Annotated in this window: 14 protein-coding genes; 1 reads left to right on the forward strand and 13 read right to left on the reverse strand. The window is 36.8% G+C overall.

Going from position 1 to position 17,333, the window contains the following annotated elements:
• Positions 1-21: 21 nt before the first annotated feature.
• From QM491_RS16025 to QM491_RS16045, 5 genes are all read right to left on the reverse strand, one after another.
• Positions 22-831 (reverse strand): MbnP family protein, encoded by an 810-nt coding sequence (locus QM491_RS16025; RefSeq protein WP_283328519.1) that lies wholly within the window; start codon positions 829-831, stop codon positions 22-24.
• 21 nt (positions 832-852) lie between these two features.
• Positions 853-1,950, reverse strand: a complete 1,098-nt coding sequence (locus QM491_RS16030; protein WP_283328520.1) for a cytochrome-c peroxidase — start codon at positions 1,948-1,950, stop codon at positions 853-855.
• A gap of 162 nt (positions 1,951-2,112) precedes the next feature.
• Positions 2,113-2,496 (reverse strand): hypothetical protein, encoded by a 384-nt coding sequence (locus tag QM491_RS16035; protein ID WP_283328522.1) that lies wholly within the window; start codon positions 2,494-2,496, stop codon positions 2,113-2,115.
• A gap of 233 nt (positions 2,497-2,729) precedes the next feature.
• Entirely contained in the window at positions 2,730-3,425 is a 696-nt protein-coding gene (locus QM491_RS16040; protein WP_283328523.1) for a LytR/AlgR family response regulator transcription factor, read from the reverse strand.
• Positions 3,415-4,449, reverse strand: coding sequence for a sensor histidine kinase (locus QM491_RS16045; RefSeq protein WP_283328524.1), 1,035 nt, complete (start codon positions 4,447-4,449; stop codon positions 3,415-3,417). The genes QM491_RS16040 and QM491_RS16045 overlap by 11 nt, the downstream gene beginning before the upstream one ends.
• Positions 4,450-4,805: 356 nt before the next feature.
• Here QM491_RS16045 and QM491_RS16050 point away from each other — a divergent pair, with 356 nt between their 5' ends.
• Positions 4,806-7,409, forward strand: a complete 2,604-nt coding sequence (locus QM491_RS16050; protein ID WP_283328525.1) for a TonB-dependent receptor — start codon at positions 4,806-4,808, stop codon at positions 7,407-7,409.
• Between the two features lie 209 nt (positions 7,410-7,618).
• On the opposite strand, the gene QM491_RS16055 is transcribed toward QM491_RS16050, so the two are convergent.
• The 8 genes from QM491_RS16055 to QM491_RS16090 all read right to left on the reverse strand — a co-directional run bounded on the left by QM491_RS16055 (position 7,619) and on the right by QM491_RS16090 (position 17,076).
• A complete protein-coding gene (locus tag QM491_RS16055) occupies positions 7,619-8,488 on the reverse strand; it encodes a hypothetical protein (RefSeq protein WP_283328526.1) in 870 nt (289 codons plus the stop codon).
• A gap of 155 nt (positions 8,489-8,643) precedes the next feature.
• Positions 8,644-10,989 carry an efflux RND transporter permease subunit gene (locus tag QM491_RS16060; protein WP_283328527.1) on the reverse strand — a complete coding sequence of 782 codons (2,346 nt, stop codon included), beginning with the start codon at positions 10,987-10,989 and terminating at the stop codon, positions 8,644-8,646.
• A 146-nt stretch (positions 10,990-11,135) separates the two neighbouring features.
• Positions 11,136-11,495, reverse strand: a complete 360-nt coding sequence (locus QM491_RS16065) for a hypothetical protein (protein ID WP_283328529.1) — start codon at positions 11,493-11,495, stop codon at positions 11,136-11,138.
• Between the two features lie 175 nt (positions 11,496-11,670).
• Positions 11,671-12,834: an aldose epimerase family protein gene (locus tag QM491_RS16070; protein ID WP_283328530.1), complete on the reverse strand. Its 1,164-nt coding sequence runs from the start codon at positions 12,832-12,834 to the stop codon at positions 11,671-11,673.
• Between the two features lie 159 nt (positions 12,835-12,993).
• On the reverse strand, positions 12,994-13,650 hold the full coding sequence (gene fsa / locus QM491_RS16075) for a fructose-6-phosphate aldolase (RefSeq protein WP_283328531.1): 657 nt from the start codon (positions 13,648-13,650) through the stop codon (positions 12,994-12,996).
• 1 nt (position 13,651) lies between these two features.
• On the reverse strand, positions 13,652-14,308 hold the full coding sequence (locus QM491_RS16080; RefSeq protein WP_283328532.1) for an HAD family hydrolase: 657 nt from the start codon (positions 14,306-14,308) through the stop codon (positions 13,652-13,654).
• Positions 14,309-14,316: 8 nt separating this feature from the next.
• The gene (locus QM491_RS16085; protein ID WP_283328534.1) at positions 14,317-15,261 is read right to left on the reverse strand and encodes a glycoside hydrolase family 43 protein; all 945 of its coding nucleotides are present in this window, start codon (positions 15,259-15,261) and stop codon (positions 14,317-14,319) included.
• A gap of 159 nt (positions 15,262-15,420) precedes the next feature.
• Positions 15,421-17,076 carry a sodium/sugar symporter gene (locus tag QM491_RS16090; RefSeq protein ID WP_166551221.1) on the reverse strand — a complete coding sequence of 552 codons (1,656 nt, stop codon included), beginning with the start codon at positions 17,074-17,076 and terminating at the stop codon, positions 15,421-15,423.
• Positions 17,077-17,333 lie beyond the last annotated feature (257 nt).

A 17,333-nucleotide genomic window follows, 5' to 3' on the forward strand; every position in this document is an offset into this window, starting at 1 on the left:
ATTTGTTCCTCTATCCTTTACTTAGTCATTATGAACATGGTCAACTATAAACATATTTTTGTAATTATTAGCAATTGGCGTTGCCAATGCTGGAGACATAATTACTGGTGCATCGGCTAATTTGAGCGTTGTTGTACCACTAAATACTTTAGCAATATCCGCCACAAAATGAATTGTTGGAGCAACACTCTTACGAACCGTCATAGTAGTTGGTAGAGCTAGTGTCACCGTTCTCAAATTGTTGGCAGTAGCACTTGTACGACCTCCAAAACCACCTACGTGATATTGGTATTTTCTAACACCTGCTGCATTTGCAGGTACCGCCGAAGATGTTCCCTCTAATTTCATGAAGATATAACCTGAATTCCATGACCAGTACATGCCATCGTCTGTAAAACCTGCTGGATCCAACACGCCCGTACGTTCTTCTACTGGCGAAATACTTTTTACACTATCTACTCCAATCGTAAAAGTAACTTCCTTATAATCAGCCGCTGGAACATCTTTCAATGATTGAATCAAGGTTGTTGCATCGGCTTGACGAACTAAGAAATATTGGTTTTTAAATTCTACAGAACTTCCATCTACTTTTTTCAATGAAACATTACTAACATAATAATTCAAAGTAGTTACAGTAAAATCTTCGCCTGCCGCATTTTTAGCGGTAGTTGAGCCGAGGACGATTTTTTGTCCGCCCATCAAGTTATCAAACTCAAGGCTAACATTATTTTTGTCACTTGTGCCAATTGGCTCTATGTCATCTTTTGTACAAGAAACTAGTGTAAATAGTACAATGGCAATAATTGATAATGAATTGAATAGAGATTTCATTTTATGAAAATATTTTTTGTTTTACCTTACAGGAAAGCCATCAGGCTCAGCAAAGCGTTTGTCTTTTAAAAAAGTGTCGTCTGTGAGTGTATTCAGAAAAGCTATAATTTTTCTTTTCTCCTCTGATGTCATCTGAATACCTAAGCGCCCATTGGACTGTCGCAAAATCGGGTCGAGTGTTCCATAATCTTGTACACTGGCATCATAAAAATTCAATACTTCGAGCAAGGTCGTGTACCGTCCATCGTGCATATAAGGCGACGAAGCAGCTACATTTCGGAGACTTGGCACCTTAAATTTGAATTTATCATTCGCATTTCCAGTAACTCTAAATCTGCCTTCATCCACTACGATTTGTAACACGGGTTTCTCATTGATATATTCAATTTTTGTTCTTTCAAACTTAGAAAGTCCATTACTTCTAAAGCTTTCATCTGTGAACAAAACCCCTTTATGGCAATTAGCACAGCCTTTTGAGCTAAACAAATTCATCCCGTCTAGCTCATCTTGTGTAAAACTCGCCGATGCATCTTTTAGGACATATTTATCATATCTGGACTGATATGATACCAAACTTAACATAAATTGAGTCAGCGCTTTGAGCATTCGTTCTTTGGTTACACCCTCCGAACCGAATGCCGCCTTAAACTTGTCACGATAGCCTTGATGACGTGCCAATCTGGCAACGACATTATCAATTTTATCGTCCATTTCGTCGGGGTGCTCAATGGGTAGAATGGGTTGCTCGTTTAAAGTTGCCGCTTTACCATCCCATTGAAAACGCTCACGCCATGCTAAGTTTTGTAAAGATTGTGCATTTCGAAGCCCTACTCTTCCGTCAATCCCATGACTCAAATCGTGCATGTGATGGGTAAAAACATAGGTTTGTCGATGACATTCACCACAAGCAATGGTACTATCTCTCGATAAAATTCCGTCGTAAAACAAGTTTTTCCCCAAATCAAAACCCGCCGCCGTAATCACATTAGAATCAATGGGATACACGGGTTTTGGAAAATGACTGGGTGCCACAAAATAAACTCCAGGATTGGGTTCATCTGTTTCTTTTTGACAAGCAACAACAAATAATACGAGGATTAAGAACAAGTGTTTTTTCATGACTATCGTGATTCGTTTTTATAGAAATAATTCTACTAGCGTTGACAAAAGTACACATATTCAGTACTTATCAACGAGCTAATTATATATCCGAAAACATAAAGCAATAGTCAATCCATATCCCATGAGTGGGCAATTCCATTACATTGTGGAAATTGAGGATTAGATTTTGGGAGGTTGAAAAATCCCAAGAAGCGGTGAGCCATAACTAGGCTCTAGATAAGAAAAAGAATGAAGCTGAGGTAGCTCTTCAAAAGAGCCAAGTCCTGATAAGTCAACGTGATTGTCATCGAAGAAAAGTACAATTTCTGGCATTTTTTCTAATTTTTCAGAAGTAGCTTTTTGTTCTTTTTCTTCAGCGGCTTTGAGTTTTTTCGCTAAAAAACACTTCCCATCACAATGTAATTGGGGCTTGTTGCGATTAATACAAAGCTCTTTGGCAATATAACTTTTGTTGACTTGGTAATACACCACAAAGCTCCACTTGCTAAACAACGGAATGTTTAGTAAAAACAGTAGAAGTATTGCTATGACTTTGTTTACCATGGCGCAAAGATAAACCACGAAATTGAGCCACACTACGTTTTTTTCAAAAAATGACAAGAATCAGGATTTACCCAAGGATATACTTGTTCGTTACTTAACTAAAAGTAAGTAGTATTTTTCTCAAATAGTCTATAGAAATGTATGGTTCTATTCTTTTTCTATATACCTAACGGTTACAAATAAAATTTGTTGCGCCTGCTAGGTTTTATCCAAAATCGAGCAACCCACAATCTTTAGCTCAAAGCTTTGATATTGTCTATATATTTTTTCCCAACGGGTAATTCAAGTTTTGACAGAAGAACTTTAGAATGATGAAAACCTGTAATTTTCTGTTTATTGACAATATAAGAATTATGAATCCTCACAAAGATTTGTTCTGACAATCGGCTTTCAATTCCTCGCAGGTTACTTCGTGTTAAAATAGGATAAGTCTTTTCTTGAATATAGATTTTTACATAATCTTTTAGCCCCTCGATATAGATAATTTCATCATAAAATATCTTGACTTTTTTGTATTCAGCATTCACAATAATGTACTGTTGAACTTCTTCTTGAGGGGGCAAATCTCTCAATTTTAGTCTATCCTCTATCTTTTTAAGCGCAGCAGAGATTCTTTCTTTTCGAATAGGTTTCACCAAATAATCGACCGCATTTAGTTCAAAACCTTCCACCGCATATTGATTGTAAGCTGTTGTAAAAACCACCAAGGGAGGATTTGCTAATGTCTTGACAAATTGTGTTCCCAAAACTTCAGGCATTTGAATATCCGAGAATAGTACATCTACCTCTTGAACTTGTAGAAAAGCTATTACATCGCTTGGATCATGAAATTTACCAAGTACTTCTACTTCAGGAAATTGCAACAAATCATCTTCCAGAATATTGAGCGCAAATGGCTCGTCGTCAAGTAAAATACATCTAATTTTCATCTAAAATAAGTTCAAGTTTTACCTCAAAATAGCCCTCTTGATTATTAATTTCTAAGGTGTATTTATGAGGATACAGTAGTTCTAATCTTCGTTTGATATTGCTAAGGCCAATACCCTCCGTGTTGAGTGTTGTCTTGTTTAACAACACTTTATTTTTTGATAAAAACAAAATTCCATGTTCGGTATTCTGTAAGCTGAAAATGATTTCTGGTGAATTTTTACTATCTATTCCGTACTTAAAAGCATTTTCGACAAAATGAATAAACAGCAAAGGTGCAACACTATATGGCTTGATAGATGGAGACACTTGAAACTCCACTTTCCCCTCAATGGGCAAGCGCAAAGCTTGTAATTCTATGTAGTTTCTCAGATGTTCAATTTCTTTGTTGATATCAACATTCGAATCACTTACTTCATAAATAATATATCGAAGTATTTCTGAAAGCTTAATAATAGTGTCTTCCGAATTGGGGTGACTTTTGCGAACTAGCCAACGAATATTATTGAGTGTATTAAACAGAAAATGAGGACTAATTTGGAGCTTGAGCATATTTAGTTCAGCCACAGTTTTTTCCAATTCCATTTGTTTATATAATTCCTTTTGGCGCGCTTGCTCATTATACAAAAACAACATCGTACTTGCCAAAATACAAACTGTATAAAAAAATAAAGGACCAATAATTCTAGCAAACAAAAAATCCAAAGTACCTACTTTTACAGGATGTGGCGGTCCCATCAGTGAGATTAAATAATTGACACCCGCATAGGTCAACCCTCCCAGTAACAATACGCCAAAGTATTTCCATCGCTTGGTCGAAAAGAATAGTTTAGGACCAATGTAAAGCAGGTGCGAATAAAAAATAACCGCCCAAACAATCATGTTGGTTGTATGAGTTTTGAAAAAAGCAAAATCAAGCTTTTGAAGCTTGCTGGGTTCATACAAAAAAATGATATAGGGAAACAGATAAAGGATTGTCCACGTAAGGATATGCCCCGTATATGGTTTGATGGCTTGTTTTAACATAAGTTTAAATATGTTATTGGTGATTTATAAGATTGCTTTGGGTCATGGAAAAATTCTATTTTGAAAGTAACATTGTAATCAAATAATATCCTTTTGACAAATATTTTTAATCTATTGATTTTAAACGACTTAATAGTAAACCAATAATCTTGTGACTTGTTATTCATTTCGACAACAAACTTACTGAATAGATTCTAATCCACGATGTTCATCCATATACAGTTCACATCATTGCGTCTACAGCCGAATGGAATTTCGAGAAATTGCCCGCAAATTTGAATCATTAATCACAAAGCGGGAGTATATAAATTTAAAATGATATAAATCCTCTGATAACTCTCAAGTCAACTCATACAATGATGAAAAAATTATTCACTCTCATAATGATGCTTTTCTCGCTAGCGGGATTCGCACAAATGCCTTCGGGTGGTGCAGGCAAAATGCCTGAATGGAAAGCCTATGGTAAAATAGTAGACGAGCAAGGCAAGCCCGTAGAATTTGCTTCAGTCGTAGTACTTAAAAGCGTTTTTGATAAGGATACCAAAAAAGAAAAAGATGTTTTGGTAAAAGCTCAACAAACTCAATTAAATGGCGACTTTAGCTTTTCCGGTTTACCTATGATGGCTAAATTAAAACTTAAAATCAGCTCGGTAGGTTATAAAACTTTGGAAATGCCTTTGGCAGTATCTATGCCAAAAATGGAAGGTGGCGCACCAAAACCAGGTCAACAACCTGACCCTGCGATGATGGCGAAAATGATGGCTGCGATGGACAAAGATCTAGGAAACATCAAATTGGCCTCTGAGTCTACTCTCCTTGATGGTGTAACCGTAAACGGTTCTAAGCCATTATTGGAAATGGATATTGACAAAAAGAGTTTTAATGTTTCTAAAAACTTAGTTACTTCGGGTGGTACTGCGGTAGACATCATGCGCAATATTCCTTCGTTGCAAGTTGACATTGACGGTAATGTTAAGCTAAGAAATGCGTCTCCTGTATTGTACATAGACGGTCGTCCGACCACGTTGACCTTAGACCAAATTCCTGCGGATGCTATTGAAAAAGTTGAAGTAATCACCAATCCATCAGCTAAATACGATGCTTCTGGAAGTACTGCTGGTATCTTGAACTTGGTTTTGAAGAAAAACAAAAAGAGTGGTTACAATGGTATGGTAAACGTAGGTGCCGACCGTTTTGGTGGCTCAAACATTATGGGAAACCTAAGCGTTCGCCAAAACAAAGTAAACGTTTCGTTGATGTTTATGAACATGCGTATGCGCAATAACGTTACAGGTAACAGCGACCGCTCAAGCACCATTGGTGGTACACAATCGAGTATTGCACAGGACATCAATAGCAAAACAAAAGGCAATATGACTTTTGGTCGCTTAGGTATGGACTACTATGTATCAAACCGTGCAACACTTTCGGTGGCTGGTTTCTTCGGACAAGGTAATTTTGATCCAACTGAAGATTTGAAAATTACGACCAAAATTAATGGTGTTACGAGCTTTAGTAATAGACTTTCGAATACGGAAAGAGCTTTCAAACCAAGAGGTTTGCAATTAGGTTTTAAACAAAACTTCAAAACAGAAGGAGAAGAACTTTCTGCTGACTTAAACTACTTTGGTGGTGACAACTCTTCCAATGCGGTTTACTCTACCAATTATTATAATGCACAAAATGCTATTACAGGAAATCAAATCCAGAAAAATATTGGTGAAGGGAACAACAAAGTTTTGACTGTTCAGACAGACTATGTAAAACCTTTGAAGGGAAAAATCACTTTAGAAACTGGTGCAAAAATTCAAATCAATTACAATAAAAATTTGAATAACAATACCTTAAAAGCTGTAGGCTCTGATATTTACAAAGATATTACTTCTGCTTCTGTAAATTATGAAGGTGAAAATTATGTGTACGCTGCTTACGTTTCATTTGCAGGAAAGCTACCAAAATTGTTTTCTTACAAAGTTGGTTTACGTGGTGAAAGTTCAAAATACGATGGTTCACTTTTAGCCAACAACCAAAAATTTAGCAACGAATATCCAATAAGTTTATTCCCTTCGATATTCTTAACTAGAGAATTATCTAAGACAGACCAATTACAATTGAGCGTAACAAGAAGAGTAAACAGACCAAACTTTTTCCAACAGATTCCTTATGTTGATTATAGCGATAGCTTGAATATTACTAGAGGTAATCCCAACTTGGTACCAGAGTTTACTACCTCAAGCGAAATATCATATAGTCACTCAAAAGGTAATTCAACTTTCTTAGCTTCAGGTTATTACAAATACACCAATAACCTAATTACTAGATATTTGAGTCAAGAAATCAACCCGATAAGTGGCAAAACGGATTTGATTAATACCTATATCAATGCCAATTCGAGTGTAACGTATGGTACTGAGTTTACTTATACAACCAAGTTGAAAGCATTTTGGGATTTGACGGCAAACTTGAACTTTTATAACTCAAAAATCAATACCCAAAACATCGAAAACGCACAAGTGACAGATGCTCTTTGGACAGTGTTTGGTAAAATCAACAACAGCTTTACTTTACCTAAAAAATGGGTAATCCAGCTTTCGGGTGACTATCAAGGTAAAACCAATATGCCTATTACACAAAACCAAGGTTTTGGACCTCCAATGAGTCAGGCGCAAAGTTCATCACAAGGATATATCAAACCTTTTTATGGAGTTGATATTGCCATCAAGAAGAGTTTCTTGAAAAATGATATTGCTTCTGCGACACTCTCTGTTAATGATATTTTCAGAACTAGAGGAAACACACAAGTATCGTACGGTGAAGGATTTACACAAACTTACTATCGTTTGAATAACCCACAATTGGTGAGATTGAACCTCTCGATTCGTTTTGGACAGATGGATATGAGCATATTTAAGAGAAGTTCTAAAAATGCCTCATCGATGGATGGTATGCAAATGCAGTAGTTTTTTGGATAATAAATCATAGAAATAGTGACAAGGTGTATTATGATATTGTAATGCACTGAATAAACCACCGCGCATTTTGTACGGTGGTTTTTTGTTTGGCTTTAGGTAGCAAGCTTTGGAATACAAGCTAAAATCGAGTTCAGTTTTGAGGATAACCTATTTTAGGCAAGGACAATTCATCACTCACAACTCAAAACTCTACACTATTAATTGATTCCTTGTTCGCTCAGGATATTTTTCAGCAGAGGCTCAAGGTCTTCCTTTTTAGTTTGTGAACTTATGTGTTTGGTAAGATTATCATAAATAGATTGGTCGCCAATTTGGTCGATTTGATAAGTCAATACCTTAATCAGTCTCAAATACTTTCGTCGTTGATACCAAACAAATCCAATAATTAGTAAAGCTGCAAGTGTAATGGCACCAATAACCCAAGAGGCTTGTCTCTGAACAAATGGAATATCCTTATGGACAATCTTATCAATCCTACTTGTGAGCGTATCTATGGTCGGTTGAAGGGTATTATTGACTAATTGTTGGGTACGCATGGAAGTTTTTTCACTTAAGATATTACCAATAATTGAATCCAATTTAGCTTTGGAAGCAGGGCTATTCATAGAATCCAGCGCATTTTGTAACATATTGGTCAAAAGTCTTTGCGAATTTTTGTCGAGTGTTCGCATGATTCTGGCAACTAATTCATCTGTGAATTTCAAATCTCCTTTGAGTCGCCCTATTTGCCAATGCAGATTATCACCCAATTTTGTCAACTGAATATTGGTAGTATCTCCTGCAATAGCAATCGCATGAATGAGTTTTTTAATATCAGGGTTCAGTGTATCTGCAAATCCCTTCAGTCCCGAAGCTACGTGTGGTAGGGCTTTGGTAGCGCCTAATACGAAGCTTTCACCTGCTTTGGAGGTTAAATCACTCAAGGCTGGTTCGGTTTTATTGAGGGGTTTGGTCAAATCGATTTTGTCAACCTCATTTTTGAGAACATTACAGGAGGTAAAAAGTAGGGACAAAACCATTGCTAAAACAGACTGTTTTAGGATAGAAAGTGGTAGTAGGTGTTTCATAAAAGATTAAAAAGTGTGTTATGATAGATTTTCTGCAAAATAGGCAATTCAACATTCATAAAACATCATAATCTATTATTCGGTCAAAAGCAAAAGAGGGATGACTGTTTGGCACAATCATCCCTCAGATATATAATATTCTGCTTAAAGCAATCTTATTGTTCTTCCAACACTACAGCTTTAGTTTTTCTAACATCCAATTTTTTACGATTGATTGTTAACAATAATGCTGGTAGCAAAATCAAGTTGGTACACATCGCAATCAAAAGTGTAATAGACACCATCACACCCATGGCAGCAGTACCTCCAAAGCTTGATGCAGCAAAAATAGAGAAACCACAGAACAAAATTACCGCAGTGTAAATCATACTCAAACCTGTTCCAAAAATCGTATTGGTAATCGATTCGCGTACACTATGACCTTTTTCCTCTAATTCTTGGCGATAGCGTGTCAAGAAATATACTGTTCCATCCGAAGCAATACCGAAGGTAATACTAAAGATCAGAATCGTTGAAGGCTTGAAGTGAATATCAAAAAAGCCCATAATCCCCGCTGTCAATGCCAATGGAATCAAGCAAGGCAATTTTGATAGAATAATGATAGGAATCGAACGGAAAAGTACCATACCCACCAAAGCAATCAACACAATCGCAATCAATAAACTTTCGTATAAGTTGCCCAACAAGTAATCATTACTTTTCAAAAACACCAAACTATGTCCCGTTAAGCTTACTTTATATTGGTCTTTCGGGAAAATCTCATCCACCTGTGGTTGGATTTCTTTCATCAATTCTTTGATACGCACCGAGCCTACATCAGCCATTTGATAACTGATACGTGTGATACTTTTATCATCGTTCAAAAACGGCTTGATTTGTTTTGAGGCTGACGAAGAATCTGTTTGAAGATATTCCGACAGTTTTGACAACTCAAACACACTTGGCATAATAAAGTATCGTCCTTCGCCACCTTTGTAAGATTGATACAAGAAACGAACCGCTTCAACAATCGATAATGGTTTTGAAAATTCTTTATATTGTTTCAAGCGATTTTGTAGCGATTTAATTTTGTACAAAGCTTCGGCTTGATTATCAAAAACACCATTTTTACGCTTTGTATCAATCATAATTTCAAACGGCAAAACTCCGTTGAAATTTTCTTCAAAAAAGCGTAAATCTGTGTAAATCGGATCCTTTTTAGGAAGATCATCCACCACATAACCAATCACATTGATTTTGGTCACACCATAAGCAGACACCAACACAACCACCAAGGCTGTCAAATAAATCGCTGGGCGGTGATTATGTACCGTATGGTCAATCCAAGACAAGAATTTCTTTGCCCATTGTCCGTCCAAATGCTTCAAATGCTTTACCTGAGGCAAGCCCATATAGTATACCGAAATGGGAACTAACACCAAACATAGCACATAGGTTACCATCACGTTGAGCGCTGATACCACCCCAAATTCAACTAACAAGCTACTATTGGTAAAGTAAAATACCCCAAACCCAATGGCAGTAGTCATATTCGCCAAGAATGTAGATAAACCAATACCCGTAATCATATTGCGAATGGCCAATTGTTTGTCGCCATGAGCTAACAATTCAGCTTGGTAGCGGTTAATCAAGAAAATACAGTTTGGCACACCAATCACAATCAATAATGGTGGAATCAAACCTGTAAGCATTGTAATTTTATAGCCCATCATCACCAATGTACCTACCGAAAATACTACACCAATCAGTACGACAAGAATCGAAACCAAGGTAAAGCGAATCGAACGGAAGAAAAACCATAAAATGACAGCCGTTACCAATACGGCTAACCCCATAAACAATTCCATTTCGTGAGATACCTTTTGCATGGTAGCTGTACGGATAAATGGCATTCCTGAAAAATGAAGTGTCGTTTTATGTTTTACCTCAAATTGGTGTGCTAAATCTCTGATTTCCTGTACAATTGAAATACGCTTCTTCGAATTCAAATCTTTCTCGTTGAAGGTAATCGCCATTAAGGTAGTATTGGTTTTTGAATTAACTACCATACCTTCATAGAACTTCAGATTAGCTATTTTGTCTTTGATAGAATCAACCTCAGCTTGAGACTTTGGTTTTTGAGTCAACAAAGGTTTTACGTCAAAACGCTTCGTTGTTTCATTGACTTTCAAATCAATCAAGTTGGTCAATGAAATCACATTCTTGATACCTTCATGCTTTTTGATAGCCTGCGAAAGATCATACCAGTCATTGAAGTTATCTAATTTATACATCTCAGATGATTGGTATCCAATCACCATTAGACTACCATCTTCACCAAATAATTTTCTAAAGCGTTGATATTCTTGTTCGATAGGGTCATTTGCAGGAAGGATTCGAGCAAACTCATACGAAAGTTGGATTCTACTCGCCTGATACCCCATATAGATGGTTGATACTATAATCAATCCAATCCAAAATAATCTATTTCGGATGATTAGCTCCGCAATTTTATTCCACATAATGTGTAATGTTAAATGATGATTGGCCTTTTTAAAATCACTGTTTGTATGCAATACTTCAAAAAGGCGGTGTTCAGTGATTTGGCTTGTTCCTAACTGTAAAAATAAATTGTATGTCTGAAGAGTTCAGTTGTATTACCCAAAATTCATGGAGCATTGATGTCGATATAATATTGGGTTAATAACTGATACGGAACGAGAAGAAATATATTACTTAACGCATTTGAAGGCTTGAATCTTATGAGTGCGTCGGGGCAATTAAATTGTAATTTGAAACTTAGTTTGTCAACATCATGAATTATTCTGGCGATACTTCCTAGATACTTAAAAAAAACGAGTGAAACATCCTCTAAGTAGGAATTAGCTTGCTCAAGGGTAAGTTTGGCAACAAGTCCATTTTCTATTTGGTATTGTAACACAGTTCTGCCCGTAATGCTATAACTAATCACGATTATCGAGAATATGATAGCAATAATGGGCAATATGTTACTTTTAAAATATATCATGCTTTGTTACAAAATTAATGTAGATGTCGGGAGTTGCCCAAAAAAATAGGACTTTTCCAAATTTTTCATCTTTTAATCATACAAAAAGCAGTAAAAATCTAATTTTAGAATTTAGGATAAATAAAAAAAGACAGCCCTTCAAGAGCTGTCTTCTATTCTGTATTTTGTATTTTTCTTATTTCTTTACCGAAAACTTATAAATGGTTGTTGTTTCATAAGTTTCACCTGGCTTTAATACCGTACTTGGGAATTTTGCTTGGTTCGGAGAATCTGGGTAGTGTTGTGTTTCTAAACAAAGACCAAAACGGTGCTTATACACTTTTCCGCCTTTTCCTGTGATAGTACCGTCCAAGAAGTTACCAGTATAAAACTGAATAGCAGGCTCTGTTGTGAATACTTCCAACACACGACCGCTTGTTGGCTCATACACAGATGCAGCCAATTTCAAATTCTTCGTTGAATCAGCCAATACCCAACAGTGATCATAGCCTAATCCAAATTTAATTTGCTCATCCTTCGCATCATTGATTCTCGCACCGATTTTAGAAGATTTTGTAAAATCAAATGGAGTTCCAGCTACTGGCTTTAATTCTCCAGTAGGAATCAACGTTGCATCTACTGGTAAGAATTTATCAGCGTTCAAAGTCACTTCATGATCCAAAATATCGCTATCAAAACCACCTTTCAAGTTGAAATAAGCGTGGTTTGTCAAGTTTACAACAGTCGCTTTGTCTGTAGTCGCTTTATAGTCGATTTTTAATGAATTATCTTTTTGCAAAGTGTAAACTACCTCTACCGACAAGTTGCCAGGGTAGCCTTCTTCACCATCTTTTGCAGTGTAAGTCAATTTCAATGACGGTTCTTCACCCTCGATTGGAGTAGCTTTCCAAAGTACTTTATCAAATCCCTTCAAACCACCATGCAAAGCATTTGGTCCGTTGTTTTTGGCAAGAGAATAGCTTTTACCATCCAATGTAAATTGCCCTTTAGCGATACGGTTTCCGTAGCGACCAATCAAAGCACCGAAATACGGAACACCTTTTTGATAACCCGAAAGCGAATCACACCCTAGCGTAATATCATCAAATTTTCCATTTTTGTCAGGAGCTGTCCACGATACAATTGTCCCACCGAAGTCAGAGATTTGAACGGTAGTTCCTGCTGCATTATGCAAGGTGTAAAGCGTAGCTTGTGTACTATCAGAAACTTTTCCGAAAGCCGATTGTTCGATTTTCAAGCTATCAGAAGTTCCTTGAGTAGATTCAGATTTTTTACTTTCGCAAGCCCACAACAAACTGGCTGTCAATAAACTTGCTACGAGGAGATTGTTTTTTTTCATAGTTTTTTTACTGTAAAATGGAAAAATTTAGGTTATCAAGAATTATATTGGATGTCGGATTTTTGATTTCAGATTGATAAAGCTTCCCATATCTTGAAATCAAAAATCCTATCCAAAATTGCCTATTTTTTTACTAATAATTCAAAACGCCACACTCAATTAGTTCCACTTTCCTGCCATATCCTTCATAAACTTCTCTAGACCGATGTCAGTCAAAGGATGTTTAAGTAATGCCAAGATAGCACTCAAAGGACCAGTCATCACATCCGCCCCGATTTCAGCACATTGAAGAATATGCACAGGATGGCGAATTGATGCCGCGAGAATTTCTGTTTCGAAACCATAATTGTCATAAATCGTGCGAATTTGCTCGATTAATTTAGTTCCATCAAAAGAAATATCATCCAAACGACCCACGAACGGAGAAACATAAGTTGCCCCAGCCTTTGCTGCTAATAGAGCCTGTCCTGCTGAAAATACCAAGGTACAGTTGGTTTTAATTCCTTTGTTTGAAAAATAGCGAATCGCACGGATACCATCTTTAATCATAGGAACTTTCACTACGATTTTTTCATCCAATGCCGCAAGTATTTCTCCCTCAGCAATCATACCTTCATAATCCGTTGAGATTACTTCGGCACTTACGTCGCCATCAACAATCGCACAAATGGCTTTGTAATGGGCAATGATATTGTCTTTACCACTGATACCTTCTTTCGCCATCAATGATGGGTTGGTGGTTACACCATCTAATACCCCTAAATTTTGTGCTTCTTGAATTTCCTGCAAATTGGCAGTGTCAATAAAAAATTTCATGTCAAATAAGTTTTAAAGTTGAAAACAGATTAAGGGTTGTGTAATCGGGCACGCAAAACAATACGCTTGCAAAGCCCTCAAACTCGTCCGCTTTGTGCGTCGTAGTAATAATGACAGCCTTCATTCCAGCGTTGAGTGCGGTGCGGGCTCCTGTGGGTGAATCCTCAAATACCAAACATTGCTCACAAGGCACGCCTAGTTGGTCGGCTACCTTAAAGAACACCGTTGGGTCTGGTTTACCCAAAGTCACATCGCGATCGCAGACAATCGACTTGAAATAATGACGAATGTTCAAATTGTCTAACACAAAATCTACATTTTCGGCACGTGCCGCTGTACCAATTCCCATTGGAATGCCAGCCTCATGAGCCGTTTGTAGCAATTGTGCTAACCCATCTACCAATCTGAGTTCAGGCAAAAATACCTCTCGGTAAATTGCCTCTTTCTCAAATGAAATTTTATCACGTTCTTCAAAAGAGTATTGCTCTCCAAAAATACGCTGTAAAATTTCATCATTTTTGCCATGACATGTAGCGATAACTTCCTCCAAAGTCATTACTTTTCCAAGTTCGGCTAGTTTCTTTTGCCATGCACGATGATGAACCATCATGTTGTCCACCATAGTTCCGTCCATATCAAAAATTAGAGCATTTTGCATCACAAAAATTATTGTTTTAGTAAAAACTCAATATCTGCCTTACTTGCCTTAAATACCGTTCCATGACGAGTACCCTTCGGAAAATGAACTTCTTCAGAAATATCTACCCAATTTTTTAGGTCTTTCGATTTCAAAGCTCCCATTTTGTGGCGAGTATATTGGTCGAAATATACAACCCAATCCTCACCAATTTTAGTTACTGTTGGTCCTTCAATCCAATTTAATGCTGAAATTGGTTCTGATGCTGGCGAAAAACCGCTGTTCAAATGTTTGCTCAAAGCAATCTTCAAATTCTTTTTTACAGGGTTTTTGGTCTCATCTTTCATAATCATAGCATATTTTTTCTTGGAAACTTGAAAAATTGTTACATCAATTACATTGAAACCAGGGTCATAAAACAAGCGAGTAGGAGTAAAGGTCTTAAAATCCTTCGTTGTGGTCGCATACATACGGTGGTTGTATTTTCCATCGCCTTTGTCACCTTCGGTACTGACAAATCTATCAGGAATGGTAGTAGCCCAATAAATCAAATATTCCTTGGTTTTAGCATCATAATTAATCTCTGGTGCCCAGCAGTTGAGCGCAGTTGGCTCATGTGACATCACAGGGATAAATTGTTGTTCTGACCAATGCACTAAATCTTTCGAACGTGCATAGCCGATACCCAAATCATTCCAAGAAACTGTCCATACCATGTGGAAATAACCATCTGGACCTTTCAAAATACAAGGGTCACGCATGAGCTTGTCTTTGCTAACTGTTGGACGTAAAAATGAACTATCCTTTTTCAATGCAGTCCAATTATAACCATCATAACTATAAGCCAAATGCAAACCATCTTGACCATTATCTCTGAAAGAAGAAAACAAATAGACATCATTCTGTGCCATAGATGTTGTTCCAAGTCCAAGAAGCATTCCAACAAAGAGTCCTAAAAAAAATCGAATTTTCATATCAATAACTGAAATATTGGGTGGGGATAAGTATTGAGTAATTTATTGAATTAGTGGTTAAGTGATTTTTTGAAATTTGTATCCATGGTTAGGAGTACTCGCCACAGATACAAATTCATTTTCAAATTATAAAATCTTCAAATTTTCAAATCGAAAATACTACCAGAAAATCGTATAAATCAATACGACAACGGCAGTAATCAATAGTGCGCCAAAACGGAAAGCTTTGTCAGATTTAAACCAAGTACTATCCACAACAAAAGCTTTTGGATGGTCTTTTCCTTTTGATTCAATTAAACTGATAACAACGGTTACCAGTGCACAAATCCAGAATACAACGCCCATACGGTTAAGGAAAGGCATATCTGGCGCTTGAACTTTTAATAATGCCGACATCGGAATACTCAAAATAGTAGCAGCTAATGCACCGTTGGCAGTAGCCTTTTTCCAGAAGAAACCTAACAAGAAAATTGCTAAAATACCTGGAGAAATAAAGCCTGTGTATTCTTGAATATATTGGAAACCTTGACCCAAGTTTTTCAACAATGGACTAATAGCCAATGCAATCACAAAAGACACTACAATAGATACACGACCCATCCATACCATTTGCTTTTCGTTTAGGTCTGGTGCGAAGAATTTCTTATGAATATCCAATACATAAATCGTCGAGATACTGTTGGCTTTTCCTGCCAATGACGCTACAATCGCTGCGGTAAGTGCTGCAAATGCCATACCTTTCAAACCTGTAGGAAGGATATTCAATAAAACTGGATATGCATTATCTGGTTTTACAATACCGCCTTCTCTAATTCCTTCGACAATTGCCATATCTGCATTTTCTTGGAATAGTACATACGCCGCCAAACCTGGTAATACTACAATGATTGGCATCAACATTTTGAGGAATGAAGCAAACAACAAACCTGAACGAGCTGTTTTTAAATCTGCACCCAAAGCACGTTGTGTGATATATTGATTACAACCAAAGTAATTAAGGTTTACAATCCATTGACCTCCAACAATAAACATTAACAAACCTGGCAATTGATTGTAAGCATCAATCATACCACCTTGACCGTCATGTACTTGGTATTGTCCTTTGGCAAAAATCATGTGTAAATGGCTATCAGCTTTGTCTTTAATCAAACTCAAGCCTTCGAAAATACCTGCTCCAGAACCCACTTTTGCTGAAAGTAAATCTAAAGCCAAGTAAGTCGTTGCCAAACCACCTACGACCAAACACACTACCTGAATAACATCGGTATAACCAATTACCTTCATACCTCCAAGGGTAATAAAAATCGCAAAAATGGTCAAGAAAGTTGCACAAGCCATAAAACTAAAGCCTGTCATCGTCTCAAGACTCAATGCTCCTAGGTAGATAATAGAAGTTAGGTTGACCAAAATGTACAAAAACAACCAGAATACTGCCATAATCGTACTGATACGATTGTCGTAACGACTTGCCAAAAACTGAGGCATAGTATAAATATTGTTTCGGATATACATCGGTAAAAAGAATACCGCAATCAAAATCAACGAGAAAGCTCCCACCAATTCGTACACCGAAATAGCAATACCTAATTGAAAAGCCTGTCCACTCATACCGATAAACTGCTCAGCCGAGATATTTGAGGCAATAATCGACGAACCAATAGCCCACCATGTAAGTGAACCTTCCGCCAAGAAAAAGTCTTTTGAGTCAGCAGTTTGCTTACCCTTATTCTTGTAAACCCAATAACCGTAGCTTGCCACGATTACGAAGTACACAAAAAAGATAATGTAGTCGAGAGATTCTAATCCGAGCTTCATAGATTAATAGAAGGAGATAAAAGATGGTGAAGCTTCACCAAGGGCTTTTAGGTTTAATTTGAAAATTACATTGCTGTACTGAATTGAAAATGAAAAGTTTGATTAATAGAACCTTTCTTCTCAACTCAGCACGCTTCATTATTTTATAGTGTTTGACTTGTAGGTTGTTTCGCTATTGGTTTTCAAGAAAATAAAAACCAATAGCGAAACCTTTTTTACTTTTAGAGAAATGCGCTATAATACATAGTTTTCAAAAC

Origin of the sequence: Flectobacillus longus, from assembly GCF_030056705.1 — a bacterium.
In the GTDB taxonomy this organism is placed as follows: Bacteria; Bacteroidota; Bacteroidia; order Cytophagales; family Spirosomataceae; genus Flectobacillus; species Flectobacillus longus.